Below are 23,660 nucleotides of genomic sequence, written 5' to 3'. Positions count from 1 at the left end.
CAAAGTATACCGGCTAGGGAGGGCCTGAAGCGAAGGCCGTTTACCGATACAATGGCTGTTCAACATGACGCTATTGAGCACTGAGGTTACCGTGACCATTTCCAGCATGACCGCCTTCGCCCACCGCCGCAGCGAACACCCCTGGGGCACCGCTATCTGGGAGCTGCGTTCGGTCAATCATCGCTACCTGGAGTTGTCATTCAAGCTACCTGAAGGCTGGCGGCAACTGGAACCCGAATTGCGCGACCGCCTGCGCAACGCCCTGCAACGTGGCAAGGTCGAATGCTCATTGCGATTGAGCCTGCAGGATCAGAACCAACAACTGCAGCTCAATAAGACCCTTGCTCAGCAACTGCTGGACACCGCCCACCAGCTGCGCACCGATATCGCTCACGCCGCACCGATTGATGTGCTGGACATCATGCGCTGGCCTGGCGTCATGCAAAGCGGCGAACTGGATGGCGACACCATTACCAAAGACCTGCTGGCCGCCTTTGTCGACGCCCTCGACGACCAGCGCGCCAACCGCCAGCGCGAAGGCGACGAACTCGCGCTGCTCATTGAACAGCGCCTCAGCAGTATCAGCGAGATTGTCACCGACCTGCGTGCCCGCATGCCAGAGATCGTCAGCGGTCAGCGCGACAAACTGCGCAGCCGCCTGGCCGAACTGCAGGCTGAACTCGACGCGGAACGCCTAGAGCAGGAAATGGCACTGATCGCTCAAAAGGCCGATGTCGACGAAGAGCTGGACCGCCTCGACACCCACGTAAAAGAAGTGCGCCGCGTCCTCCAGAAAGGCGGCGCAGTCGGCCGACGCCTCGACTTCCTCATGCAGGAACTCAACCGCGAAGCCAACACCCTGTCCTCCAAAGCCGTCGTTGCCGAAAGCACCCAAGCCGCCGTTGAGCTGAAAGTGCTGATCGAACAGATGCGCGAGCAGATCCAGAACATCGAATAAATCTTCTAGCACGCGAGTTCAGCGTCGGCTTGCCTCACCTACCTACCAGATGGTAGTCTCTCCAAAAACAAGCGAATGAGAGCACACGCGAGATGAACACCCGGGAGCAATTACTGAGTCAGGCTGAATTTCTGCTCAGGGAGCGCGGCTATGCGGCATTCAGCTATGCCGATCTCGCCAGTGCGGTGGGTATTCGCAAGGCAAGCATTCATCACCATTTCCCCACCAAGGAAGCCCTCGGCATCACAATCGTGGAGTCTCACCTGGCGGAACTGACGTCCCGCCTGCAACAGATTCAAACGGAACAGCCGACGCTGGCAACGCAGATTATGGCCTTCAGCACACTGCTCAGCGAGAAATCCGCAGACCGCACGCTGCCACTGTGCGCCGCCCTCGCCGCCGAGGTCACCGTGCTGCCGGAGCGCTTGCAAACACTGACCCGGCGCTTTTTCGATATTCAACTTCAGTGGTTACAAACTGCCATTGCCAGCGCAATAGCTCGCGGCGAATGCACGCTGGACGCCCAGCGCATCGGCGTGGAGGCGGAACATCTGATGGCACTGATTGACGGTGTGGCGCTGGTTGCGCGTGGAACCGGAACGGCTTATGCCCTCGACAGCGAGATCGTAAACCGGCTGCTGGGCATCTCCGCAAACCGCTAACCGCTCTAACACCAAGCTTCTAATCCTGCCTGAAAAGGACGCCACGATGAGTATTCCCGTTGCCTCGGCCCTCGGCTTCGCCCTGTGGACACTGGTCATTCTGTTTTCGACTGTAGGTGTTTACCGCTGGAGCCGCATTTTCACCGGACGCGCCAGCATCAGCCAATGGACCGCGAACCCCGACGATGGCTCAGCCTGGTATGGCCGGGCAATGCGTGCACACATGAACTGCATTGAAAACCTGCCAGTGTTCGCCTGCATTGTCTTTGCCGTGGAAAGCGCCGGTGTCGCATCCGCCACGCTCGACACGCTGGCGCTAACGGTTCTGGGAGCCCGCGTAGTACAGAGTACGGTGCACATTGCCCTGCCACAGAGCGAGCGCATCGCGACCCTGCGTTTTCTCGCCTTTTTTACCCAGATTCTGGCAATGTTCGCGATGGTGGGCAGCTTGCTGGTGTCGCTATAGCACCCTCACTCCACTATTTCGCACGACCAGGGAGCCGTATCGTAAATCGAGAGTAGCTGCCGGAAGGGCTGAGGGGGAGTATACTGGCGCGATGCATGCCGTTAATTCTCAGCGCGGTCGTCGCCCTGTTCATCCAGTCGTAGTAGGCAACACGTGAACGCTCGCCAAAACTCCTCCGCTTTTCAAGCCGACTTACTCCTGCTGCTGGTAACGATTGTTGCGTCCACTGGCTGGATTTTTTCGCGTGAAGCGGTCGCCGGACTCCCGCCACTCACGTTTATGGCACTGCGTTTCGGCGGCGCGTCGTTGATCCTCGGCGCCCTGAGCTATCCCAGCCTGAAAAAACTGACCGCAAAACAGTGGCGCGCCGCCAGCCAGGTGGGCGGCCTGTTTGGTATTTCAATGATTTTCTGGGTACTCGGCCTGAAGCTGACCTCGCATGTGGGCATTGGCGCCTTTCTTACCAGTTTGGGTTTACTGCTTGTGCCACTGATCAGCCGCCTGTTTGGCGAGCGCCCCGGCCCCTATGTGTATTTTGCCCTGCCCTTTGCCATGGCCGGACTGGCCTGTCTGTCGCTGGATGGTGAGTTCCACATCGGTATTCCGGAGCTGTGCTTCCTCACGTCGGCGTTAATCATGAGCCTGATGTTTGTGCTGAACAGCCGCGCCGCGACGCATATCTCGGCCATGCCGCTGACCGCCATTCAGCTGTTTTGGACGGGCATCATCACCGGTCTGTGTGCCGTATTCTTTGAGCCACCCGCCTTCCAGCAACCCGCGGCGATCTGGGGCTGGTTTGCCGCCAGCCTGTTTATCGCCACCTGTCTGCGTTTTGTATGGCAAACCCACGCGATGGGCAAAACCCTGCCCAGTCACAGCGCCATTATTATGATTCTTGAGCCGGTCTGGGCTGCCGTATTGGCAACCCTGTGGCTGGGTGAACGCATGAGTGGACTGCAACTGGCCGGTTGCGGACTGATTTTTACCGCCATGCTGGTCAACCGCTGGCCGGCACTGCAGCAGTCCATCAAGGGAGCGCTGAAGCGCCGTCACGCGGCAAGCTGATCGCTAGTCCTGCTCTGGCGGCGCCAGCATGTCATCGTGCTCGTCCATCTCCCAGGGCAGATGTCCCGGCGACACATGCACAAAGTGCAGATATTTCTCAAAGTGATCGAGAATGTCCGTCGCGATCTCGTGCTTGTTGAAACCGTAAATGTCGTAGGACTGGCCACCGCGCCGCAAGAACACCTCAGCGCGGCAGTAGTGCAGATCATCGCTTTCCTCTCGACGCATCTCCGGATAGGCATACCCCGGCAGCTCGTGCTCTACCAGACGAATTTCATAGATGAAATTCACGTCGCCCTGCCGCTGAACCTCAAGGCAGATCCGCGGCATAGCCGGGTCGTCTGTCACACTGGTTCGCCAGTTTTCACGGCGCAACTCGCCTTCTACCCAGCTCATTGCGTCCCGCACCGTGGTATTGATGAAGGTCTCGACGTCTTCCCGGCGAGGAAAGCTAATCAGCGTCTTCAAACGCTGCCGCCAGAGCTCCGGCCCGGCAACCCCGGTAAAGCGACTCTGCACCCCGACGCGCAGACTGTCGTGACGATGGCTTTCAATAATCAATGCCCGCCAAAGCCCTACGGCCGATGCAATCATAATCAGCGCGAAAGGCAAAGCACTGATAATACTCATGGTCTGTAGCGCGCTGAGACCACCGGCCAGCAACAGTGTCGACGCCACAATCCCCTCAGCCGAGGCCCAGAATACGCGCTGCCAGACCGGCGTGTGGATCGAGCCGCCCGATGCCAGCGAATCGATAACCAGTGAGCCCGAATCCGATGAGGTGACAAAAAAAGTGATGATCAAAAAGACGGTAATCAGCGAAACAATCGAGGAAAAAGGCAGGTGCTCGTAAAGCTGGAACAAGGCAATGGTATGGTCGGCCTGCACCTGATGAATCAGCGCTTCGTAGCCTTCGTTCATGATCAAGTGCAGGGCGGTATCACCGAAGATTGAAAACCACAGAAAGGTAAACATCGAGGGCACAAACAGCACGCCCAACACGAACTGACGAATGGTTCGACCCCGGCTGATTTTGGCGATAAACAAGCCCACAAAAGGCGCCCAGGCAATCGTCCAACCGAAGATAAACAGCGTCCAGTTACCAATCCAGTCACTGCGACTATACGCCTGAAGATTAAAGGTTCGCTCGACAATATGGTTGAGGTAGCTGCCGGTATTTTGCAGGAAGCTCTCCAGAATATGGATCGAAGGCCCGACCAGGAACACGAAAATCATCAGCGCAATCGCCAGCGTCATATTCAAGATGGACAGGCGCTTGACGCCCTTATCCATCCCGGCCACCACCGAAAGAATCGCCAGACAAGAGATAATGACGATCGCGATGACCTGCACCGTGCTCCCTATCGGAATCTCCGGCCATAAATAGTGCAGGCCGGCATTAATCTGGGCCACGGATAAGCCCAGCGTGGTGGCAATACCGAACATGGTGCCAAGAATCGCAAACACATCCACCGCGTGACCAATCGGTCCATAGATGCGATCGCCGATCAGCGGATAAAGCGCCGAGCGGATCGACAGCGGCAGGCCGTGGCGAAACGCAAAATAGGCCAGCACCAGCCCCACCAATCCGTAGATCGCCCAGATGTGAAACCCCCAGTGGAAGAAAGCAATCTGCATCGCCTGTCGCGCAGAATCGACCGTCAATGCCGCGCCCTGCGGCGGCGATGAGTAGTGCAATACCGGTTCGGCCACCCCGAAAAACAGCAGTGCGATGCCATAGCCCGCCGAGAACAACATGGCGAACCAGGCCGGGAAGCTGTATTGCGGCTCGGCGTGATCGGGGCCGAGCTTGATCCGCCCCCAGGGGCTGAGCGCAACGCCAACGATAAACAGCAGAAACAGCGCCACAGACAGCATGTAAAACCAGCCAAAACTGCGGGTGACATACGACAGACTTGAGGAAAAGACTTCGCCCGCCAATTGCGGGTTACTGACGGTGCCCAGCACCAGAAGGACAATGACCACAACGGCGGGGACAAAGACCGGAACCAGCACCGTCGACTGGCGGTGGGACGGCTTTTCCATAGCGTTTTCCTTGTTTTTGGGTGTATTTACTTATTCAGTCTTAACAGATTGGAGCGTCTATTAAAAATCGTTGCGCCGATTTGGGCGGCGGAGGGCGTGCTATCTCCGCCCAGCAGCGCTATCATTCCCAGCCCGGTTGTTTTCCCCACATTCCCTGTAGAGAGACGTGATGAGCGGTACCTTATTTGTGATCTCGGCCCCGTCTGGCGCCGGGAAAACCAGTCTGGTAAAGGCACTTACTGAGTCCTGTGATCAACTACAGGTATCCATCTCCCACACCACACGCCCGATGCGGCCCGGCGAGGAAGATGGCGTGAACTACCACTTTGTATCGAAGCCGGAGTTCGAAGCCATGCTCGAGAAATCAGCGTTTCTCGAGTACGCCGAAGTGTTCGATAACTTTTACGGCACGTCCCAACGCTGGGTGGAAGATACGCTGGCCACGGGTCACGATGTGATTCTGGAGATCGACTGGCAGGGCGCGCAACAGGTGCGCAAACTGATTCCTGCAACCACCGCCATCTTCATCCTCCCCCCCTCCAAAGAAGCACTGCAGCAGCGACTGACCGGCCGCGGTCAGGACGACGACGCTGTGATTCAACGCCGCATGGCCGCCGCCGTGGAAGAGATGTCGCACTATGTCGAGGGGGATTACATGATCATCAACGACGATTTCGACGTAGCACTGGAGGAGCTGAGGGCCATTCTGGTCAGCCACCGGCTGCAAATGCCCAAGCAGGAAAAACGCCATCGCGAGCTGCTCGCATCACTGCTGACATAGCCTCACGCTTTTTGATAGACTGTGGATAACTGTCGGTGGCGTTCACGGCCACTGAGACTCAGCAAATCAGGATGCAATCATGGCCCGTATTACTGTAGAAGACTGCCTGTCGGCAGTAGATAACCGTTTTGAACTGGTAATGGTATCGAGCAAACGTGCCCGCGCCATCGCCACTGGCGGCAAAGACCCCCTCGTTCCCGAGGAAGGCGACAAGCCGACTGTACTGGCACTGCGCGAGATTGCCGACGGCAAAATCACCCGCGAAGAAATTATGGCTGCCGACGCTGCCGCAGAAGAACCTGAGCTGGACCTGGGCGTCGAACTGGATCAGCAAGCGCTGTAATTTCCCATGAGCCAGGGGCGTCGATGCACCAATACAGCTTCTTCAATCCGCAGCACAGCAGACCGGAACCGGCGCAGTCCATCGACGCCCTCGCCGACAACCTGAGCAGTTACCTCCCCGCATCGCAAATCAATCAGGTGCGGCGCGCCTATTACTACGCTGAACAGGCGCACGAAGGGCAGAACCGCCGCAGCGGTGAGCCCTACGTTACCCATCCGCTGGCGGTTGCCGGCATCCTGTCGGAGATGCACCTCGACGCCCAGAGTCTGATGGCGGCGATGCTGCACGATGTCATCGAAGACACCGCTATCAGCAAGCAGGATCTGACTGAGCAGTTTGGCGATTCGGTCGCCGAACTGGTGGACGGGGTCTCCAAGCTGACCCGAATCGAGTTTCAGTCCAAAGCCGAGCAACAGGCGGAAAACTTCCAGAAAATGGCGCTGGCAATGGCCCGCGACATTCGCGTCATCCTCGTCAAACTCGCCGACCGTCTGCACAATATGCGCACCCTGGGGGTGATGCCGCCGCCCAAGCGTCGCCGCATCGCCCGCGAAACCCTGGAAATTTATGCGCCGATTGCCCAGCGTCTGGGGATGCACAATATCCGCGTGGAGTTTGAAGACCTGGGCTTTCAGGCCATGCATCCGATGCGCGCTCAGCGCATCAGCAAGGCGATTCGGACTCGCTTTGGCGACCGCAAGAAAACCATCGACCAGATTCGCGAAAGTCTGGAAAACTGCTTGCTTGAAGAAGGCCACAAGGCCGAAGTAATTGGCCGCGAAAAGCACCTGTTCAGCATCTACAGCAAGATGCGCAACAAGCGAAAATCACTGAAAGAGATCATGGATCTCTATGCCTTCCGCATCGTGGTGGACTCGGTCGACACCTGCTACCGCGTACTGGGCTGCGTCCACGGACTCTACAAACCGGTGCCCGGCCAGTTCAAAGATTACATCGCCATTCCCAAGGCCAACGGCTACCAGTCTCTGCACACCGTGCTGTTCGGCATGCAAGGCGTGCCCATCGAAATTCAGATTCGCACCCGCGATATGGAAGAGATGGCCAACAATGGTATCGCCGCACACTGGTTGTATAAGTCCAGTGAACAAGAGCCGAAAGGTAACTCCAGCCACGCCCGCGCCCGTCAGTGGGTGCAGGGCCTGCTGGAAATGCAGGAGCGCGCAGGCGACTCGCTGGAGTTCATTGAAAACGTCAAAATCGACCTGTTCCCCGACGAGGTGTATGTCTTCACCCCGCGTGGCGACATCATGGAACTGCCCGCCGGGGCGACGGCTGTCGACTTTGCCTATGCCGTGCACAGCGACGTGGGCAATAGCTGTGTTGCCTGTCGCATCAACCGCCGCCTGGCGCCGCTGTCTGAGCCCTTGCAAAGCGGTCAGACCGTAGAGGTCATTACCACCCCGGGCGCCCAACCGAATCCCGCCTGGCTTAACTTCGTGGTCACCGCGAAAGCCCGCAGCGGTATTCGCCACTTCCTCAAACACCAGCGCCGTGCCGAAGCCGTGTCACTGGGCAAACGCATGCTGGAGCGTGCCCTGGCGAGCATGGACGAGGCACTCGATAACTTCGAGGATGCGCACCTGACACAACTCGTCGATGCCACCCACGCCAAGTCGGCGGAAAATATTTTTGAACAGATCGGCCTCGGTAATCGCGTGGCCTACCTAACCGCTCGCCAACTGCTTAACCTGCGGGACGACCGCAGTGAAGAGGAAGACAGCAGCCTGCCCGCTGCCAGCCAGCGACAGACCATGGTCATTCATGGCACCGAAGGCTTCCTGGTTAACTTTGCTCGCTGTTGCTACCCGATTCCCGGCGACCACATTGTGGGGATTGTCAGCTCGGAGAAGGGCGTGGTGGTCCATTGCGAGAACTGCCACAATAGCATCGAGCTGCGCAGCACTCCAGAGCGCGTCGTACCACTGAGCTGGGCCGACGATATCGATCGCGACTTCTCGGTGGAGCTGAAAGTTGAATTGAGCAAGCAGCGCGGCATTATCGCCGTGTTAGCGACTCGGGTAAACGGCGCTGAAGGCAGTATTGAAAAGATCAGCGTCGAAGACGAAAACCCGAAAATCAGCACCATTCATCTGGTCATAGGTGTTCGCTCTCGGGTACACCTGGCCAGCATCATGCGACGCATTCGCAATATTCCCGCCGTTTTGAAAGTGACCCGCGAGCGCCATTGATCCGCGCCGTCAACACACTGCAACAAGGACCATCACTGTGAGCAAAGAAATCATCAGCACCCCCAACGCACCGGCAGCCATCGGCCCCTACTCGCAGGCGGTGAAAACCGGCAACATGGTGTTTCTGTCCGGACAGATTCCCCTGCTTCCCGAGACCATGGAAATGATCGAGGGCGGTGTGACCGAGCAGGCACAGCAGGTATTTAAGAATCTCAGCGCCGTTGCTGAGGCCGCTGGCGGCAGCCTCAACGACGCAGTGAAAGTGAATATCTCTCTGACCGACCTCGGCGATTTTGCCGCCGTGAACGAGGTGATGGCCTCAGTCTTCGACGAACCCTACCCCGCCCGCGCCTGCGTGCAGGTTGCCGCCCTGCCCCGCGGCGCCATGGTGGAAATCGAAGTCATTCTGGCGTTATAAGTCGTCGGGCCTGAATCCCTCCAGCACCGTTGCGAAGCCCTTTTGGTAGTTGGGGTAACGCAGTTCGTAACCACTCTCGCGCAGTCGGCGGTTGGCACATCGCTTACTGCCCGTGCGGGCGATCGGCGCGCCGCCCTGTTCATAGGGAACATCGAGCTGATCGGCCAGCCAGCGCTGCACGTCCTGAATGGCTACCGGTTCGTCATCGCTGGCCAGATAGCAGGCCTCCAAGGCCTCACCGGCATCGGCCCGCTCAAGCAAGTGGCAGAGAAAACCTACGCAGTCGTCCCGATGAATCCGGTTGCTGTAGTGCAGCGGCTCTGTCGGCGCACATTCCCCGTTATGCACCTTCTTCAGCATCTGAAAACGTCCGGGGCCGTAAATCCCGGTGAAGCGCACCACTGAGCAGGGCGTGCCGCTGCCCAGCGCCAGCTGCTCGCCGCGCAGCAGGCTTTTACCCGCAAAACGCGGCGGTTCGGTGGGGCTGTCTTCATCTACCCATTCGTGTTCACGCTGGCCGTAGACGCCGCTGCTGGAAACAAACAACAGCCGCTTCGGCGCGGGAGAAATTGCCGCCAGCAACGCCGACATGGCGCGCTCAAAAATGCGCTGATAGCCATCCTCGGTATAAGACGCGGGCGTCAGTGTCATCAGCACATAGTCGGCGCTCAGCGGCGGCAGCGCAGCCAGGCTCTCTGGATCACTCAGGTCTGCGGCGATACCGCTAACGCCCTCGGGCAGCTTGTCCGTCTGGCGGCGCAGACCCTGTACCTGCCAGCCGCGTTGCAGAAAATGCTCGGCGACACCACTGCCAATATCTCCGCAACCGACAATCAAAAGCCGTTTCTGCTCAGCGCTGCTCATACTGTTCCCACCTCGGTTCAAGCCTCGACGGGGCTCAGGCATACTAGGGCCTGCCCCGATATCGGCCCAGCAGCATAACGCAGAGGACAGACCATGACAGCACCCGCCCGCTATATTGCCGTCGACGACAACCACGGCCTGCATATCGAACACCACAATCCCGGTCAGCCCGGCCCCGGTGAAGTGTTGATTGCCGTGAGTGCCGCGGGCATCAACCGCCCGGACCTGATGCAGCGCTACGGACTGTATCCGCCACCGGCTGGCGCCAGTCCAATCCTGGGGTTGGAAGTCGCCGGTACCGTGATTGCCACCGGCGACGGGGTCAGTGGCTGGAAGCCCGGCGACCGGGTCTGCGCCCTGTGCAACGGCGGTGGCTACAGTGACCGCGTCCTGGTCCCCGCCAGTCAGTGTCTGCCCATTCCCGGCGCCCTGAGCGATGTCGAAGCCGCCGCCCTGCCCGAAACCTATTTCACCGTCTGGTACAACGTCTTCGAACGCGGCGCTCTGCGCCCCGGCGAACGCTTTCTGGTTCACGGCGGCAGCAGCGGTATTGGCACCACCGCCATCACCCTGGCCGGCGCGATGGGCGCCACCGTCTACGCCACGGCGGGCAATGCCGACAAGTGCGCCGCCTGCGAATCACTGGGGGCCAGTCGCGCGATCAACTATAACGAAGAAGACTTTGTCGAGGTGCTGAAAAAAGACACCGAGGGACAGGGCATCGACGTGATTCTCGACATGGTCGGCGGCGACTATGTGCAGCGCAATTTTGAGGTGGCCGCCATCGAAGGCCGCATCGCCAATATTGCCTTTCAGGGCGGCTTCCGCAGCGAAGTGAATTTCCTGCCGCTGCTGATGAAGCGTCTTGTGCTCAGCGCCTCCACCCTTCGCGCCCAGAGCAGCGAGCAAAAAGCGGCCATAGCCAATGCCCTGCGCGAACGCGTCTGGCCCTTGCTGGGACGCGGCGAACTCAAGCCGGTGATCGACAGCGTATACCCCTTTGCAGCCGTGGCCGAAGCCCATCAGCGTATGGAGAGCGGCGCCCACATCGGCAAGATCGTGCTCGATCTGAACGCCGACTGACAATCAAGTAGGCAGCAGCCTGGGGGCGTTGTACACTGGCCCGCATAATAGTTAAAGACTATCGCAAAAGGCCTTTTTGTGACGCTCACCGAATTACGCTACATCATCGCCCTGCAAGAAACCGGGCATTTTGGCAAAGCCGCCGAGCAGTGCCATGTCAGCCAGCCCACGCTCAGCGTGGCCATTAAAAAGCTGGAGGACGAACTGGAAGTCTGCCTGTTCGAGCGCAATCGCGGGCAGGTCACCACCACGCCCATCGGCGAACGCATCATTGCCCAGGCCCGTCACGTGCTTGAGCAAGCTGAGCACATCCGCGAGCTGGCCGAACTGGGTCGCGACCCGTTGGGCAGCCCGCTATCGCTGGGCGCCATCCACACCGTGGGCCCCTACCTCTACCCCCGCACCATTCCGCAGATCCGCGAGCTGGCGCCGCAGATGTCACTGTATATCGAAGAGAATATGACCGCCGTGCTGCGCGAGCGCCTGCGCAGCGGCAAGCTCGACGCCATCATCATTGCTCTGCCGTTTAACGAGCCGGAAGTCGTCACTCAGCCACTCTATGAAGAGCCCTTTGTGGTGCTGCTGCCCAGTGATCACCCGCTGGCCGCCAAGCCCGCCATCGACCACAACGACCTGACCCAGCAAAATGTGCTGCTACTGGGCGAAGGGCACTGCTTCCGCGATCAGGTACTGGATGCCTGCCCGGGATTGCGCCAGCACATGGCCAAGAGTGACCGCTTACTTCAGTCCGTGGTTGAGGGCAGCTCGCTGGAGACCCTGAAGCATATGGTTGCCTCCAAACTGGGGATCAGCATCCTGCCGCTCTCCGCAGCGCAGATAGGCACCTACGGCGGCGGCCTGCTCTGCACCCGGCCCTTCGCAGGCACACCGCCGACCCGGCAGATCGCGCTGGCCTGGCGAGCCAGCTTTCCCCGGCATCAGGCCATTGATGTGATCAGCCGCGCGGTGAAGCAGATCAGCGCACAACTGCCCGCCACCGCCGCCTGATGACCGAAGCCCTGCACCAGGTTGACATCGGCGCCCTGAAGGGCGTTGGCCCACGCCTGCGGGAAAAACTTCAGGGGCTGGGCCTGCGCAATGTTCAGGACCTGCTGTTTCACTTGCCACTGCGCTATCAGGACCGCACCCGCATTTGTCCCATCGGTGGCCTGCAACCCGGCGCCGACGTCGTCATTGAAGGGGAGATTCTGGCCGCCGATATCGTCTTTGGTCGCCGCCGCAGTCTGGTCTGCCGGCTGCGCGACGGCACCGGCACCACCACCCTGCGCTTCTTCCATTTTAACGCTGCGCAAAAACAGCAGCTCAGCAAAGGCGCTCGCCTGCGCTGTTTTGGCGAAGCCCGGCGCGGCGCCAGCGGGCTGGAGTTCTACCACCCGGAATACCGGGTGCTGGACAGCACGTCACCGCTGCCGGTGGAAGACCGCCTGACGCCGATTTACCCCAGCACCGAGGGCTTTGCCCAAACTCGCTGGCGCAGCCTCTGCGAGCAAGCGCTCAGCTATCTCGACCGTCACCCTATCGCCGAATGGTTGCCGCCCGCGGCGCTGCCCGGCCGCTGGACACTGGCCGAGGCCCTGCGCTATCTGCATCATCCGCCGGTCGACGCCTCGCTGACTCAACTTCAGCAAGGACTGCACCCCGCCCAGCAACGACTGGCCTTCGAAGAACTGCTGGCCCACAACCTTGCCCTGCAACAACTGCGCAAGCAGGCCCAGCGTCTGGCAGCCCCGATGCTGGACGGTCCCGACGCGCTGGAGCAGGGCTTTCTGCAGCAGCTCGGCTTTACCCTGACCGGGGCGCAACAACGTGTCGTCGCCGAAATTCGCGCCGACCTGCTGCGCGCCAGCCCCATGCTGCGGCTGGTACAGGGGGATGTTGGCAGCGGCAAAACCGCGGTGGCGGCAATGGCCGCGCTGCGCGCCGTAGCCAGTGGCTATCAGGTCGCCATTATGGCGCCCACCGAAATTCTCGCCGAACAACACTTTCAGAGCTTTGCAGGCTGGCTGGCCCCACTGGGCCTGGAGGTCGCCTGGCTCAGTGGAAAGCAGAAAGGCAAAGCCCGCGCCGCCGCCCAGCAACGCGTTGCCGAGCACAGTGCCCACGTGGTGGTGGGCACCCACGCGCTGTTTCAGGACGAGGTGGTGTTCGCCCGACTGGGACTGGTGATTATCGACGAGCAACACCGCTTTGGTGTGCATCAGCGTCTGGCGCTGAAACAAAAAGGCGAGGCACAGGTGGGCCAGCCCCATCAGCTCATCATGACCGCCACGCCGATTCCGCGCACACTGGCAATGACCGCCTACGCCGACCTCGATACCTCGGTGATCGACGAACTGCCACCGGGGCGCAGCCCGGTGAATACCGTGGTACTGGCCAACGACCGGCGCGAGCAGATTATTGAGCGACTGCGCGCCGTGTGCCTGAGCGGCCAGCAGGCTTACTGGGTATGCACGCTGATTGAAGAGTCCGACAAACTCCAGGCCCAGGCCGCAGAGGTAAGTTGGGAGCTATTGCGCGACGCCCTGCCCGAGCTGAGCGTCGGGCTGGTCCACGGCCGGATGAAACCGGCGGAAAAAGCGGCGGTGATGGCCGAATTTAAAGCGGGCACGCTGAACCTGCTGGTGGCCACCACCGTTATCGAAGTCGGCGTGGATGTGCCCAATGCCACGCTGATGATTATCGAAAACGCCGAGCGCCTGGGCCTGGCCCAGCTTCACCAGTTGCGCGGCCGGGTGGGTCGCGGCAAACAGCAGAGTCACTGCGTACTGCTCTATCAAAGCCCGCTATCACGCAATGGCCGCCAGCGGCTGTCGGCCCTGCGCGACAGCAATGACGGTTTTGTGATCGCCGAACAGGACCTGCAACTGCGCGGCCCCGGCGAGGTGTTAGGCACCCGCCAAACCGGCCTGATGAGTTTTAGGATTGCCGACCTGCAGCGCGACGATCACCTGCTGGACAGCGTGCGTGAACAGGCGCAGATACTGCTGCGCGATCACCCCGAGCACGTCCAACCGCTCATCGACCGCTGGCTGGCCGACCGCAGCCTGTACGCCAGCGTGTAGTGGGCGAGCAAAGCGCTTAAAAGAACTCGTATTCCAACAGCAGGCGCGCCGCGTGATCGGCGCTGTCGCGATCCAGCCCGGCAATGACCGCCAGCTCCCAGCGCAGCGAGCGCCCCGCCGATAGCTTCACCGTGCCGTAAAGTGCGGGCCCAATGCCCCGGTAATCCTCGCCGAGAAACAACTCCAGCCCCGGTTCCAGCGCCGCCCGATAGCGGTAGCGCGCCTGCAGCGCCAGACGCGTCTCCAATTCACTGCCCAGGCCCTTTTGTTTTTCGTGAATCAACGAGGCATTGGCAATGCCCTGCCAGGATGCCCAGTCTTTCTGCGCCAGCAAGGAGACCGCCAATTCCCGCTCATCACCCTCGCGATCCTGCTCGTACTCAAGCTGCAGGCCCCAGTCACTGTCGTACTCTCCCTGCTCGGTAAGCTGCCAGCGCGCCTCCAGCTCAACGGCTTCAATACGGTCGCTGAACTGGGTATCGGCGGCTATCACATAAGCTTCCAGTGCCACTCGCTCGCTGATCGCCGCGCCAAAGCCCAGCTTTTGCACATGCAGACCCTCGGGCGCCTGAAGACCGCCGTCAGCCTGGAGATAGCGGTATTCCAGCTCCTTCTCCAGCGGGTGCACATAGGGTGAATACAGGCGGTCCACCGGCAGGCCGTCCGCCCACAGAGGCACGCTGATGGCCGCGGTCAGCGCCGCTATCCCGATAGTTTTCATCGCGCGCGCTCCTGTCGGCGCCACTGCCAGTACAGCACCGCCGCCATCAGTGCCAGACCGGCGCCGTAGATCGTCAGCTGGGCGGGCGCCGGCGTGGCCTCGTAGCCCAGCAGCGCGTAGAGCAACTGCCCGGCAACGCCGTCTTCGGGCAGCCAGCCCGAGCTGTCCCATACCGTGCCGTCGGGCAGCCAGTCAGCCTGTATCAGCAAGCCCGCGGCCTGCAGGGCCATCGCCCCGGCCACCACCGTCAGCAAGACCCGCATGGCGCGATAAGCCCATCGCGGCGGCAGCGAACACAAGCCGTAATACAACAGCACCCCGACACTGAGCCCCATACCCAGGCCGACCAGCGAGCCACTATACAAGCTGCCACGCAGCTCATCCTGCTGCTGGAAGGCGGAGATATACAGGTAGATTTCCCCGCCCTCGCGGCTAAGGGCCACCGCCACGACCAGCGCCATCAAGCCCCCCATCAGCGCTGAACCGGACGCCGATTCACGCATACTTAGCGCGCCGATCACTAGCAGAGTGACATACACCACGCCATGCAAACCGGCCAGAAACAACTCCTGCCCAACGCCATCGGCCATCTCCGAGATAGCGCCCATGCTGCGCGCAACAAGCAGCGACGCCATCAGCCCGGCGATCAACCCCCACAACAGACCGCGCCCACGCCCGCCCTGCATTTGCCTGAGCGCGGCGAGCACGCTGATCAGCAGCGCGGCCTCCAGCACTTCACGCAATACAATCACAACACTGGTTAATAACATGACCGCTTCCCTTTAGCGCTACTCGGCAATCATCGTGCCCTGGGCCGTTTTGGGGTTGAACTCGCCAAAAAAGGGATAGCTCCCCGGCGCCAGCGGACCGATGAAAATAATGGCTTGGCGTTTACCAAGAATGACTTTCTCCCGGTTCAACTCATAACTCTCGAACTCTTCCGGCGTGGGGTCCTGATTGTCGACTCGCAGCTTGAATTTCACGTTAGCGGGCACTTTGAGCTGCGAGGGATAAAACAGATGATCACGAATCACCAGCTCGATCACCGGCTTGTCTGCCAGGCAAGCCGACGACAAGATCAGCAACAGCGCCCCGTTAATGACTGCCCGGCGCATCGGCCTCTCTCCTTCCATTAGTCTCTGCGGCAAACTGCACGCACACCCGCAAGCCGCCTTCCGCGCGGTTTTCCAGCCGCAGCGCGGCGCCGTGCAACTGGGCGATATGCTCCACAATCGACAAACCCAGGCCGCAACCAGACTGACCGGACTGATGGCGGTCGCCGCCCACCCGGTAAAAGCGCTCGCGTACCCGCGCCAGTTGCGCCTCCGGAATACCCGGCCCCGAGTCTTCCACGCACAGGCAGGCGCCGTCGTCGGTGTCGCGAATCAACACGTCGATATGCGCCCCCGGCGGGCTGTATTTATTGGCGTTGCGCAGCAGGTTCTCCACCAGAATACCCAGCGCAAAGCGGTCGCCCTGAATGCTTGCCTCACCCTGCAGGCTAAGCTGCTGCTGACGGGCGTCGATATCGGTAAAGCAGGCGCTGCTCACCTCTCGGGCCAATGCGGCCAGATCAATCGTCTCCCACTGGCGGGGATAGTGTTCGGGGTCGCTGCGATGCAACAACAGCAGTTGCTCAACCAAATGGGCGAGGCGTGCCACATCCATGCTCAGGCACTCCAGCGACTCACTGGGCGCGCTCAGCTCGGCGCGTAAATTGTGTAGGTGAATCTGAATCGCACTGATCGGCGTGCGCAGCTCGTGGGCGGCATCGGCCGAAAAACGCCGCTCCCGCTCGAAGGCGGCGTCGAGGCGCTGCAGCAGCTGGTTAATGGAATCCAGCACCGGCTGCAACTCCTCCGGCGCGCGCGCCACGCGCACGGGGCTGAAATCATCGCTGCGCTTGCCGCGCAGCAGCGTTGCCAGCCGGGTCAGGCTGCTCAGCCCGCGGCCGACAATCAGCCACACCAGCAAACCGACGATCGGCACCACCAGCAACACCGGCACCACCGATTCCATAATCACGTTTTCAGCAAGCTGGTAGCGCAGGTCCAGCCGCTCGGCCACAATCACCGTGCGCTGCGGCTCGCCGCCGCGCCGCTGCAACATGCGCCAGCGGTAGCCGCCCACGTTGTCTTCGGAAAAGCCATCTGGCAATTGCAGCGCGGTTGCCGGCATCTGCACCGAGCGCCAGCGCAGTTGCCCCTGGTCATCGATAATCTGAAAAGCCTGGAGCTGCTCGTCTACCGGTGGCGACGCGCCATCGGGCAGCGGCATCGCCAGAAAATGCCCGGCCATGTCGAACAGCTTGTCGTCCAGCAGTTGCTCGGCCTTGGCCATGCTCGCCCGATAGCCGTGCAGCGCTGCCACAAAATTGCTGAGCATCAACACCGCCAGCAGGCTGATCAGCAGGAAGCGTCGCAGTGATCTCACGCTCCCGGCTCCAGCACATAGCCCACACCGCGAATATTTTTAATCAGTCCCGTGCCCAGCTTTTTGCGCAGATTGTGGATATACACATCGATGGTATTGCTGCTGACATCGTCGTCCCAACTGTAGAGCTTCTCTTCCAGTTGTTCGCGACTGAACACCTGACCGGGGCGGTCGGCCAGCGCCCGCAGCAGCGCAAACTCCCGCCGCGACAGTTTGATCGGCTCGCCGTGCAGGCTGACTTCGTGGCGGGCCAGGTTGATCTGTACCGGACCGAGACTCAGCTGGTTGTCCTGAAGCTCATTGCCACGACGCCCCAGCACGCGGATGCGCGCCAGCAATTCCTCTACCGCAAAGGGCTTGGTCAGGTAGTCGTCGGCGCCGCTATCCAGCCCGGCGAGTTTGTCGTTGAGGGCATCGCGGGCGGTGAGAATCAGTACCGGCACCGTACTGCCTGCCGCACGCAACTCGCGCAGCACCGACAGGCCATCCATATCCGGCAGGCCCAGATCCAGTACCACCATGTCGATAGGCGTGTCGCGGGCAAAACGCAATGCCTCGGCGCCATTGTCCACATGGTCCACCGCATGGGCCGCCCGAGTTAAGGCCGTCTTGATACCGCTGGCCAGCGAGCGGTCATCTTCTACCAGCAGTACACGCAAAAATTGCTCACCTTTTTCCGATAGATTCCATTTCAGTCCATTGCGCTCAAGGCCTGGCGAATCTGCTCGCGCCGACCCTCGTCGGCCAGCGACCGGCCAGGACGCGCGGGGGCCGCCAGCGCTCGTTCATAATAGACCCGCGCCTGTGCCTTGTCGCCGCGGTCGCGCAGGTAATCCGCATAGAAATAGTTGGCATCGATGTCCTGAGGCGCAATCGCCAGCCCCTTTTTCAGTTCGGCTTCTGCCTTGCTGTTGCTGCCAAAACTGATCGGCCAGCCCGGCACCTGATAGTAAAGCGAGCCCAGACTGGTATGTGCCGCGCCATTGAGCGCGCGCTCATCTATCGCTATCGCCGCCTCGAGATCGCGGCGGGCATCGCGCAGCAACGACAGCGCTCCCAGCCCGCCTTGGTAACCGGCCAGCGTCGCCCCGGCAATGCCGCGCCAGATCAGCGCTTCTACCTGCTTTGGCTGTGTGGACAACTCGGCGTCGAGTTCGTCGATCACCGCCTGCATCGCCACAGACTGCTGGTCCGGCGGCAGGCGGTACTGGATCTCCGCCCAATGCTGCTGAGCACTCTGCCAATTCGCTGCCCACACCGTGCTGCTGAACAGCAAACTGAGGGCAAACAGCCAGGTAAGTCGGTTCATCAGCTATCTCCTCCACGTCGGGCGTAGTAAAGAATGCGCGGCAACTGCTTGCGCAGGCTGCCCGCCACCAGCGTTGGCAGCAGGGCATTCAGTCGCACAAACAAACGCTCCGGCCAGCCAAGATAGCGGTTCTGGCTGCGGCGCTGATGCAACAGTGCCTGCAACGCGTCGGCCACGACTGCGGGCTTGTCCACGGCATTCCCCAGCTCGGCATTCATCGCCACCACGGCCTCACTGTTGATATCGGTCGCCACCGCGCGGGGGGCAAGATAATGAATGGCGATCTCGCGATCAGCCAGCTCCCGCTGCAACGCCTCGGTAAAGCCTCGCAGGGCAAATTTGCTGGCGCAGTAGCCACTGAAACCGGGATAGCCGATGCTGCCAAAACTGGAGCCGACATTGATCAGCGTGGCGTGCTCGCTGCGCAGCAGCGTGGGAAGTAATCGGCGACTGAGCAGCATCGGCGCCAAGGTATTGACCTTCAACATCATTGCCAGCGCGTCGGGCTCGCTGTCATCCAACGTGGCAAACTGTGAGCAACCGGCGTTGTTAATCAGCACGTCCAGCGCCACGCCCGTGCCCAGCATGGCATCGGCCAGGGCATCAATCGATCTAACATCACTGAGATCTGCCTGCCAGCAATGATGCTGCGCCGTATTTTTCAGACTGGTTCGCAGAGCCTCCAGAGCCTCGGACTGTCGGCCAATCAGATGCAGGCGGTGGCCGTCTTCAGCCAATGCCTGACAGATCGCGCGACCAATACCACCGTTGGCACCGGTGACCGCAATACTCAGTGTCGTCATAGGCCCTCCTCGATCACGCGGCCTGAGTCACCGCAGCGCGCCGACCCAGCTCGCGGAAAATATCGCCGTAAAGCTGGTAGAAGCAGCGGGCGCTGTGGATGATCTGCTGCTGATCGTCCGGCCGCTCAATGCGGTTCATCAGCCCCTTGAAGAAGTCCACATGTTCAATGTCCAGCGCGCCGTGGGATTTGAGATAGCTGAAAGCCTTGTTGGGCAAACCCAGACGCTGCTGAATGGCCTCGGCCGCCTTGTCAGCCACCGCGATGCTCGTGCCCTCCAGCACCTGCACCATGCCGAAAAAGCCCAGCGGATTGACCCGGTGGATGGTGTCGTAGGCGTAGGCCACCATCAATTCTGTGCTGCGCGCCGGGCGGCTGTGGCGCACCGCCTCCTTGTCGCCCCCGGCGGCGGCGATATCGTTCAGAATCCACTCCTGATGGCCAGTCTCTTCCTCGATGTACTCCGCCACCGCCACCCGCAGCCATTCTTCGTCGTCGCTCAGGCGGCTGCCGCAGGCCATCAGCAGCGGCACGGTATGTTTGACGTGGTGATAGGCCTGGCCGAGAAAGGCGAGGTAGTCCTCACGGCTCAGCCCCTCTTCCACACCGCGGCGGATGAAGTCGATACTGTAAAGGCCAGCGCGCTCGTCAGCCGTGGCCGCTTGCAGACGATCATAAAATTCCATACATCAGGTCCTCGTTATCGCGGTCAATATTTCCGGCGACCGTATCGGTACGAGCGTCGGCATAGCAGTCTTCAATCAGGGCGGCGTAATGGCGGGCAATCGCCTCGCGGCGCGGACGGCCGTTGGCGGTCAGCAGGCCGTCGGCCGCACTGAGCGGTGTCGGCAGTCGCCGCCACTGGCGGATGCGCGCGTAGTCGGGCAGCTCGGCATTGCAACGCGCAATATGGGCGCTGACCTCGGCGTCATCGCTGCCCGGCAAAACCGTCAGCAACGCCGCGCAGTAAGGGCGCGCATCGCCCACCACCACACATTGCACGATGGCAGAGTGACGCAGCAGCTCGCTTTCGGGCCATTCGGGGGAGATGTTGCGGCCATAGCTGTTTATCAGCAGGTTTTTGCGGCGGCCACTGAGCCACAGAAAGCCCTCTTCATCGAAGTGACCCAGATCACCGGTCGCCACCCGGTACCGGGTATTGGCTTTATCGCCCAGATAGCCGAGAAAGGCATTGCCCTCGGCCATCACTTCACTACCTTCAAGCGACAGCTGGCAGTGGTGTAACGGCCGGCCCGCCGAACCGGGTTTATCGGCGCCGGGCACGTTCACTGTGAGTACCGAGCCACACTCCGACAGGCCGTAGCCCTCGTATACCGGCCAGCCTTTTTCGCGACCGTTGAGCAGCAGCGCCGGCGCGGTGCGCGAGCCACCGACAGCCACAAAGCGCAGACTATCCGGCGGGCTGTCGGGCAGTTCGCAGAGCGCCTTCAACAATTGCGGCAGCAGCACCGCGGTGTCGGGGCGACGACGCTGGAAACACCGCATCAGCCGCGCAACGTCCATACCACCACTGCCCGCCCAGCCCAGTGTGGCCAGGCTGGGCAGTACCACCTCGCCGCCACGCAACAGCGCCGCATAAACCCCTGCGACATTTTCCAGTAAGGTGGCCAGCGGCAATATCGCCAGATGGCGCCGCAGCGGCAGTTCCGCCAGCGCAGCATTGATCGCCTGCGCGGTGCGCAGTTGCGCAGCCGCCGACAGACATACGCCCTTGGCCTGCCCGGTCGATCCAGAGGTATAGGTAATTTTGGCGCAGCCCCCCGGCAGCGCGGTGGAGGGAGGTGACTCGCGGCCAGCCTCCTGAACGATGGTCACCGCCTGCAAGCTGCCACAGTGCAGCGTATCGGCACAGGTATTCAGCGACATGATGCGCGGCGCCGCCGTAGCATCAAAAAACAGCAACTCCGCCCCGCTATCTCGCAAGGCGTGACGGAGTTGCTGGTCGGAGAAATAGGCGGGCAGAGGAATCAGGGCGACCTCTGCCCAGAGTGCGGCCAGATCGCAAATCAGCCAGTCCGGGCCGTTATCAGCCATCAGCGCGAGACGTTTAATACCGCGACGTCGCAGTGTGCTGGCCAGTGCCTGACTGGCCGACAGCAATTGCCCATAGCTGAGTTGTTCGCCATCGCCGCTCAGCGCCACGCGCTCCGGCTCGGTCGTCGCGATATCGCGAAGGGCCTGCCACAGCGCGTTCATTGCGCCACCTCCCAATCGGTGGTGGCGCAGCTCAACATGGCCGCCGAAAAGCGCGGCTCGCGCAGCAGACGGCACTGCGCATCCAGCGCGTTGACCGCCACCACCTGTGGGCGACTGTCGTAATAGCTGCCCCAGTCGGCAAGCGCATCGCCGAGGCGTTCGCCCCGCGCCTCGCCAAGCACATACTGCAGCAAGCCGAGGCGGCTGAGCAGCTTGCGCACTTCGGGTGTGGCGGTAAAAATGGCCCACTCGGCTCCGATGCGATTGATATACGCCGTGAGCATCAGAAACAGCAGTTGGCTGGCGCCGCCACCGCAAGAGGCCAGATTGCCCACTTCAATCAGACTGTCACGGGCAACCGGACGCCCCACGGCCTTGCCCAGCAGCACTTCCGCAGGCGCCACTAAATACTGTTCAAGAAACAGCGAGCCCTGCTCATCGGCTCGGGCCACGCCCAACGCCGCGCGCAACTGTCCCGCTCGCTCTACTGCCAGGAAAGACGGCAGAAAGTGGCTGAGCACAGCGCCGTAGCGGCGCTGGAAAACAGCAGCAATAAAGGCTTCGTAGCCGGAGCGGGTCGCACTGTGGTCGGGGACAAACCGCAGTTGCGTGTCGCTCGGCAAGGGTGAAACCACCGGCTGGCGCGGCGCTGACAACTGAGCGTGGTTCAGGGCAGTGTTCATCTGCAATCCCTCCAAGGGGTTTGACGATGAGACCAGCCTAGGGCGGAAAACTTAAAACAAACTTAAACCTGAAAAATCGTCCCGCTGGCGACCTCTCAGGCAGCCGGGCCGGGAATTAATCTGCTATTAATCTGCCCGTCAATGCCTATTCACCCCTGCCGTGGATACTGATCCTGTCACCTACACAGGAGAGATCACATGAAAGCGTTAGTACCGATGACCGCCGCTGTTTTGGCCCTCACTTCTTTCAGCGCAAGCGCAGGCGTGCTGACCGAGGACAAAATTCTTGAGGCGCAGAGCAAATGGGCGGAAGGCATTGTGCGCATTGGCGAGGCCAAGCTGGGCGGTGGCGATTACCGCAGCGAAGCACAGAAGCTGCTGGACAGCCTTTACAATTACAACAACGGTGAGGTGCTGTTCAAGCCCACAAAAGCGAAGAATGATCAGTTCCGGGAGACCTTCGAAGAAGCCCACTCCTACTTCGTTACCGGTGTGGTGGATGAGGATGACGGTTTTGCGATCAACCCCTGGAAACAGGTGCGCTTCGATAACCACGACATCATGATCCACGATGATTTCGCGGTGGCGATGGGCAACTACTTCTTCACCACACTGGACGAGAAGGAAGTGAAGGTCGAATACACCTTCGGCTATCGCATGGATGAACAGGGCGACCTCAAGATTGTCCTGCACCACTCCTCCCTGCCCTTCGGTTCCTGAACTCACAGGGCGGCCTACTGGGCCGCCCTGCTCTTTCGATGATGTATCCCCCACTTTGCCAAGGATATTCCTTATGCCAAGCAACCGCAGAGGCCTGGCGGTTATGGCGCTGCTACTGGGTTTCGCCGGCACCAACGCCCAGGCGGGCAACACCGGCGGCATATTTGGCCCGGTGATTAACGCCGACGATCGCAGCCTGCAATATCGCTACGCCAGGGTCACCGAAAACGATCGTTTCGCCCACCGGCTTCACTATCAACATGCCTTTAACGCTAAGTATCGCGGTCGCGCCGTGGTCCAATACCGCGACCAACCATCCGGGCAGGATTTCGACCAACTGCGCCTCGAGCTTCAGCACCAGTTTGTTGACGCCCGAGAGCACAACGGCATTTGGCATAGCGCCCTCCGCGGCGATCTGGTGATTCGCGACGATAATCGCCCGGAAGATATCGGCCTGCATTGGACAAATCAGTGGACACTGAGCGATCGCTGGCAGGCCACCGCGCTGCTGTTCACCCTTCGCCAAGTCGGCGATCAACGCCTGCCGGGTATTCAGATCAGCAGTCGCTATCAGCTCGCCTACCGCTACCACGGCCGTCACCGCATTGCACTGGAGAGCTACAACAGCCACGGTCCACTGAACGAGCTGGGCATTCCGGACGACCAGCAACAACAGGCGGGGCCGTCGCTGAGCGGCCAATGGCAGAAGATCGGCTATAAGCCCGGGTATTTGCGCGGCCTGAATACGGCGACGCCGGAAGATACCGTCACCCTCTGGCTCAACCTTGCGTTGTGA

Annotated in this window: 25 protein-coding genes; 13 read left to right on the top strand and 12 right to left on the bottom strand. The window is 60.8% G+C overall.

Features of this window, described 5'->3' with window-relative positions; all coding sequences use genetic code 11:
- The first annotated feature begins 64 nt into the window (after positions 1 to 64).
- The 4 genes from G411_RS0109980 to G411_RS0109965 all read left to right on the top strand — a co-directional run bounded on the left by G411_RS0109980 (position 65) and on the right by G411_RS0109965 (position 3,151).
- Positions 65 to 958 (top strand): YicC/YloC family endoribonuclease, encoded by an 894-nt coding sequence (locus G411_RS0109980; protein ID WP_022959060.1) that lies wholly within the window; start codon positions 65 to 67, stop codon positions 956 to 958.
- Positions 959 to 1,050: 92 nt separating this feature from the next.
- Positions 1,051 to 1,620 carry a TetR/AcrR family transcriptional regulator gene (locus tag G411_RS0109975; RefSeq protein WP_022959059.1) on the top strand — a complete coding sequence of 190 codons (570 nt, stop codon included), beginning with the start codon at positions 1,051 to 1,053 and terminating at the stop codon, positions 1,618 to 1,620.
- 46 nt (positions 1,621 to 1,666) lie between these two features.
- Positions 1,667 to 2,086, top strand: coding sequence for an MAPEG family protein (locus G411_RS0109970; protein WP_022959058.1), 420 nt, complete (start codon positions 1,667 to 1,669; stop codon positions 2,084 to 2,086).
- A gap of 153 nt (positions 2,087 to 2,239) precedes the next feature.
- Positions 2,240 to 3,151 (top strand): DMT family transporter, encoded by a 912-nt coding sequence (locus G411_RS0109965; protein WP_022959057.1) that lies wholly within the window; start codon positions 2,240 to 2,242, stop codon positions 3,149 to 3,151.
- A 3-nt stretch (positions 3,152 to 3,154) separates the two neighbouring features.
- On the opposite strand, the gene G411_RS0109960 is transcribed toward G411_RS0109965, so the two are convergent.
- Positions 3,155 to 5,197 carry a BCCT family transporter gene (locus G411_RS0109960; RefSeq protein WP_022959056.1) on the bottom strand — a complete coding sequence of 681 codons (2,043 nt, stop codon included), beginning with the start codon at positions 5,195 to 5,197 and terminating at the stop codon, positions 3,155 to 3,157.
- Between the two features lie 169 nt (positions 5,198 to 5,366).
- Here G411_RS0109960 and gmk point away from each other — a divergent pair, with 169 nt between their 5' ends.
- From gmk to G411_RS0109940, 4 genes are all read left to right on the top strand, one after another.
- Entirely contained in the window at positions 5,367 to 5,978 is a 612-nt protein-coding gene (gmk, locus tag G411_RS0109955) for a guanylate kinase (RefSeq protein ID WP_022959055.1), read from the top strand.
- 79 nt (positions 5,979 to 6,057) lie between these two features.
- The gene (gene rpoZ, locus G411_RS0109950; protein WP_022959054.1) at positions 6,058 to 6,321 is read left to right on the top strand and encodes a DNA-directed RNA polymerase subunit omega; all 264 of its coding nucleotides are present in this window, start codon (positions 6,058 to 6,060) and stop codon (positions 6,319 to 6,321) included.
- Between the two features lie 23 nt (positions 6,322 to 6,344).
- Positions 6,345 to 8,531, top strand: coding sequence for a bifunctional GTP diphosphokinase/guanosine-3',5'-bis pyrophosphate 3'-pyrophosphohydrolase (gene spoT / locus G411_RS0109945; RefSeq protein WP_022959053.1), 2,187 nt, complete (start codon positions 6,345 to 6,347; stop codon positions 8,529 to 8,531).
- A gap of 37 nt (positions 8,532 to 8,568) precedes the next feature.
- Positions 8,569 to 8,949 (top strand): RidA family protein, encoded by a 381-nt coding sequence (locus G411_RS0109940; RefSeq protein ID WP_022959052.1) that lies wholly within the window; start codon positions 8,569 to 8,571, stop codon positions 8,947 to 8,949.
- Here the strand turns inward: G411_RS0109940 and G411_RS0109935 are convergent.
- Positions 8,944 to 9,813 (bottom strand): SDR family oxidoreductase, encoded by an 870-nt coding sequence (locus G411_RS0109935; protein WP_022959051.1) that lies wholly within the window; start codon positions 9,811 to 9,813, stop codon positions 8,944 to 8,946. The genes G411_RS0109940 and G411_RS0109935 overlap by 6 nt on opposite strands.
- Before the next feature lie 93 nt (positions 9,814 to 9,906).
- Here G411_RS0109935 and G411_RS20035 point away from each other — a divergent pair, with 93 nt between their 5' ends.
- The 3 genes from G411_RS20035 (at position 9,907) to recG (ending at position 13,979) form a co-directional block, all read left to right on the top strand.
- Positions 9,907 to 10,896, top strand: coding sequence for an NAD(P)H-quinone oxidoreductase (locus tag G411_RS20035; protein ID WP_022959050.1), 990 nt, complete (start codon positions 9,907 to 9,909; stop codon positions 10,894 to 10,896).
- Positions 10,897 to 10,974: 78 nt separating this feature from the next.
- Positions 10,975 to 11,904, top strand: coding sequence for a hydrogen peroxide-inducible genes activator (locus G411_RS0109925; protein WP_022959049.1), 930 nt, complete (start codon positions 10,975 to 10,977; stop codon positions 11,902 to 11,904).
- A complete protein-coding gene (gene recG / locus G411_RS0109920) occupies positions 11,904 to 13,979 on the top strand; it encodes an ATP-dependent DNA helicase RecG (RefSeq protein ID WP_022959048.1) in 2,076 nt (691 codons plus the stop codon). Before G411_RS0109925 ends, recG begins: the two co-directional genes overlap by 1 nt.
- A gap of 16 nt (positions 13,980 to 13,995) precedes the next feature.
- Here recG and G411_RS0109915 read toward each other — a convergent pair whose 3' ends face one another.
- Genes G411_RS0109915 through G411_RS21445 form a run of 10 tightly spaced genes read right to left on the bottom strand, consistent with a single transcriptional unit; the run spans position 13,996 to position 22,144 of the window.
- On the bottom strand, positions 13,996 to 14,700 hold the full coding sequence (locus G411_RS0109915; protein WP_022959047.1) for a hypothetical protein: 705 nt from the start codon (positions 14,698 to 14,700) through the stop codon (positions 13,996 to 13,998).
- Positions 14,697 to 15,470: an FTR1 family protein gene (locus G411_RS0109910; RefSeq protein ID WP_022959046.1), complete on the bottom strand. Its 774-nt coding sequence runs from the start codon at positions 15,468 to 15,470 to the stop codon at positions 14,697 to 14,699. The genes G411_RS0109915 and G411_RS0109910 overlap by 4 nt, the downstream gene beginning before the upstream one ends.
- An 18-nt stretch (positions 15,471 to 15,488) precedes the next feature.
- Positions 15,489 to 15,815: a cupredoxin domain-containing protein gene (locus G411_RS0109905; protein WP_022959045.1), complete on the bottom strand. Its 327-nt coding sequence runs from the start codon at positions 15,813 to 15,815 to the stop codon at positions 15,489 to 15,491.
- Positions 15,796 to 17,133 (bottom strand): ATP-binding protein, encoded by a 1,338-nt coding sequence (locus tag G411_RS20030; protein ID WP_022959044.1) that lies wholly within the window; start codon positions 17,131 to 17,133, stop codon positions 15,796 to 15,798. Before G411_RS20030 ends, G411_RS0109905 begins: the two co-directional genes overlap by 20 nt.
- Entirely contained in the window at positions 17,130 to 17,792 is a 663-nt protein-coding gene (locus tag G411_RS0109895; protein ID WP_022959043.1) for a response regulator, read from the bottom strand. The genes G411_RS20030 and G411_RS0109895 overlap by 4 nt, the downstream gene beginning before the upstream one ends.
- A 32-nt stretch (positions 17,793 to 17,824) precedes the next feature.
- Positions 17,825 to 18,442 carry a tetratricopeptide repeat protein gene (locus G411_RS0109890; RefSeq protein WP_022959042.1) on the bottom strand — a complete coding sequence of 206 codons (618 nt, stop codon included), beginning with the start codon at positions 18,440 to 18,442 and terminating at the stop codon, positions 17,825 to 17,827.
- Positions 18,442 to 19,245, bottom strand: coding sequence for an SDR family oxidoreductase (locus G411_RS0109885; protein ID WP_022959041.1), 804 nt, complete (start codon positions 19,243 to 19,245; stop codon positions 18,442 to 18,444). The genes G411_RS0109890 and G411_RS0109885 overlap by 1 nt, the downstream gene beginning before the upstream one ends.
- Positions 19,246 to 19,258: 13 nt before the next feature.
- Positions 19,259 to 19,930, bottom strand: coding sequence for an iron-containing redox enzyme family protein (locus G411_RS0109880; RefSeq protein ID WP_022959040.1), 672 nt, complete (start codon positions 19,928 to 19,930; stop codon positions 19,259 to 19,261).
- A complete protein-coding gene (locus tag G411_RS20025; protein WP_022959039.1) occupies positions 19,917 to 21,461 on the bottom strand; it encodes an AMP-binding protein in 1,545 nt (514 codons plus the stop codon). The genes G411_RS0109880 and G411_RS20025 overlap by 14 nt, the downstream gene beginning before the upstream one ends.
- Complete coding sequence (locus G411_RS21445; protein WP_022959038.1) at positions 21,458 to 22,144, bottom strand: thermostable hemolysin; 687 nt, start codon at positions 22,142 to 22,144, stop codon at positions 21,458 to 21,460. Before G411_RS21445 ends, G411_RS20025 begins: the two co-directional genes overlap by 4 nt.
- 198 nt (positions 22,145 to 22,342) lie before the next feature.
- Between G411_RS21445 and G411_RS0109865 the strand changes: the two genes are divergently transcribed.
- Both G411_RS0109865 and G411_RS0109860 read left to right on the top strand, forming a co-directional pair.
- The gene (locus G411_RS0109865; protein ID WP_022959037.1) at positions 22,343 to 22,864 is read left to right on the top strand and encodes a hypothetical protein; all 522 of its coding nucleotides are present in this window, start codon (positions 22,343 to 22,345) and stop codon (positions 22,862 to 22,864) included.
- Between the two features lie 73 nt (positions 22,865 to 22,937).
- A complete protein-coding gene (locus G411_RS0109860) occupies positions 22,938 to 23,660 on the top strand; it encodes a hypothetical protein (protein WP_022959036.1) in 723 nt (240 codons plus the stop codon).

Origin of the sequence: Spongiibacter tropicus DSM 19543 (assembly GCF_000420325.1) — a bacterium.
Lineage (GTDB): Bacteria > Pseudomonadota > Gammaproteobacteria > Pseudomonadales > Spongiibacteraceae > Spongiibacter > Spongiibacter tropicus.
This window is presented reverse-complemented; position numbering and strand designations above follow the sequence as displayed.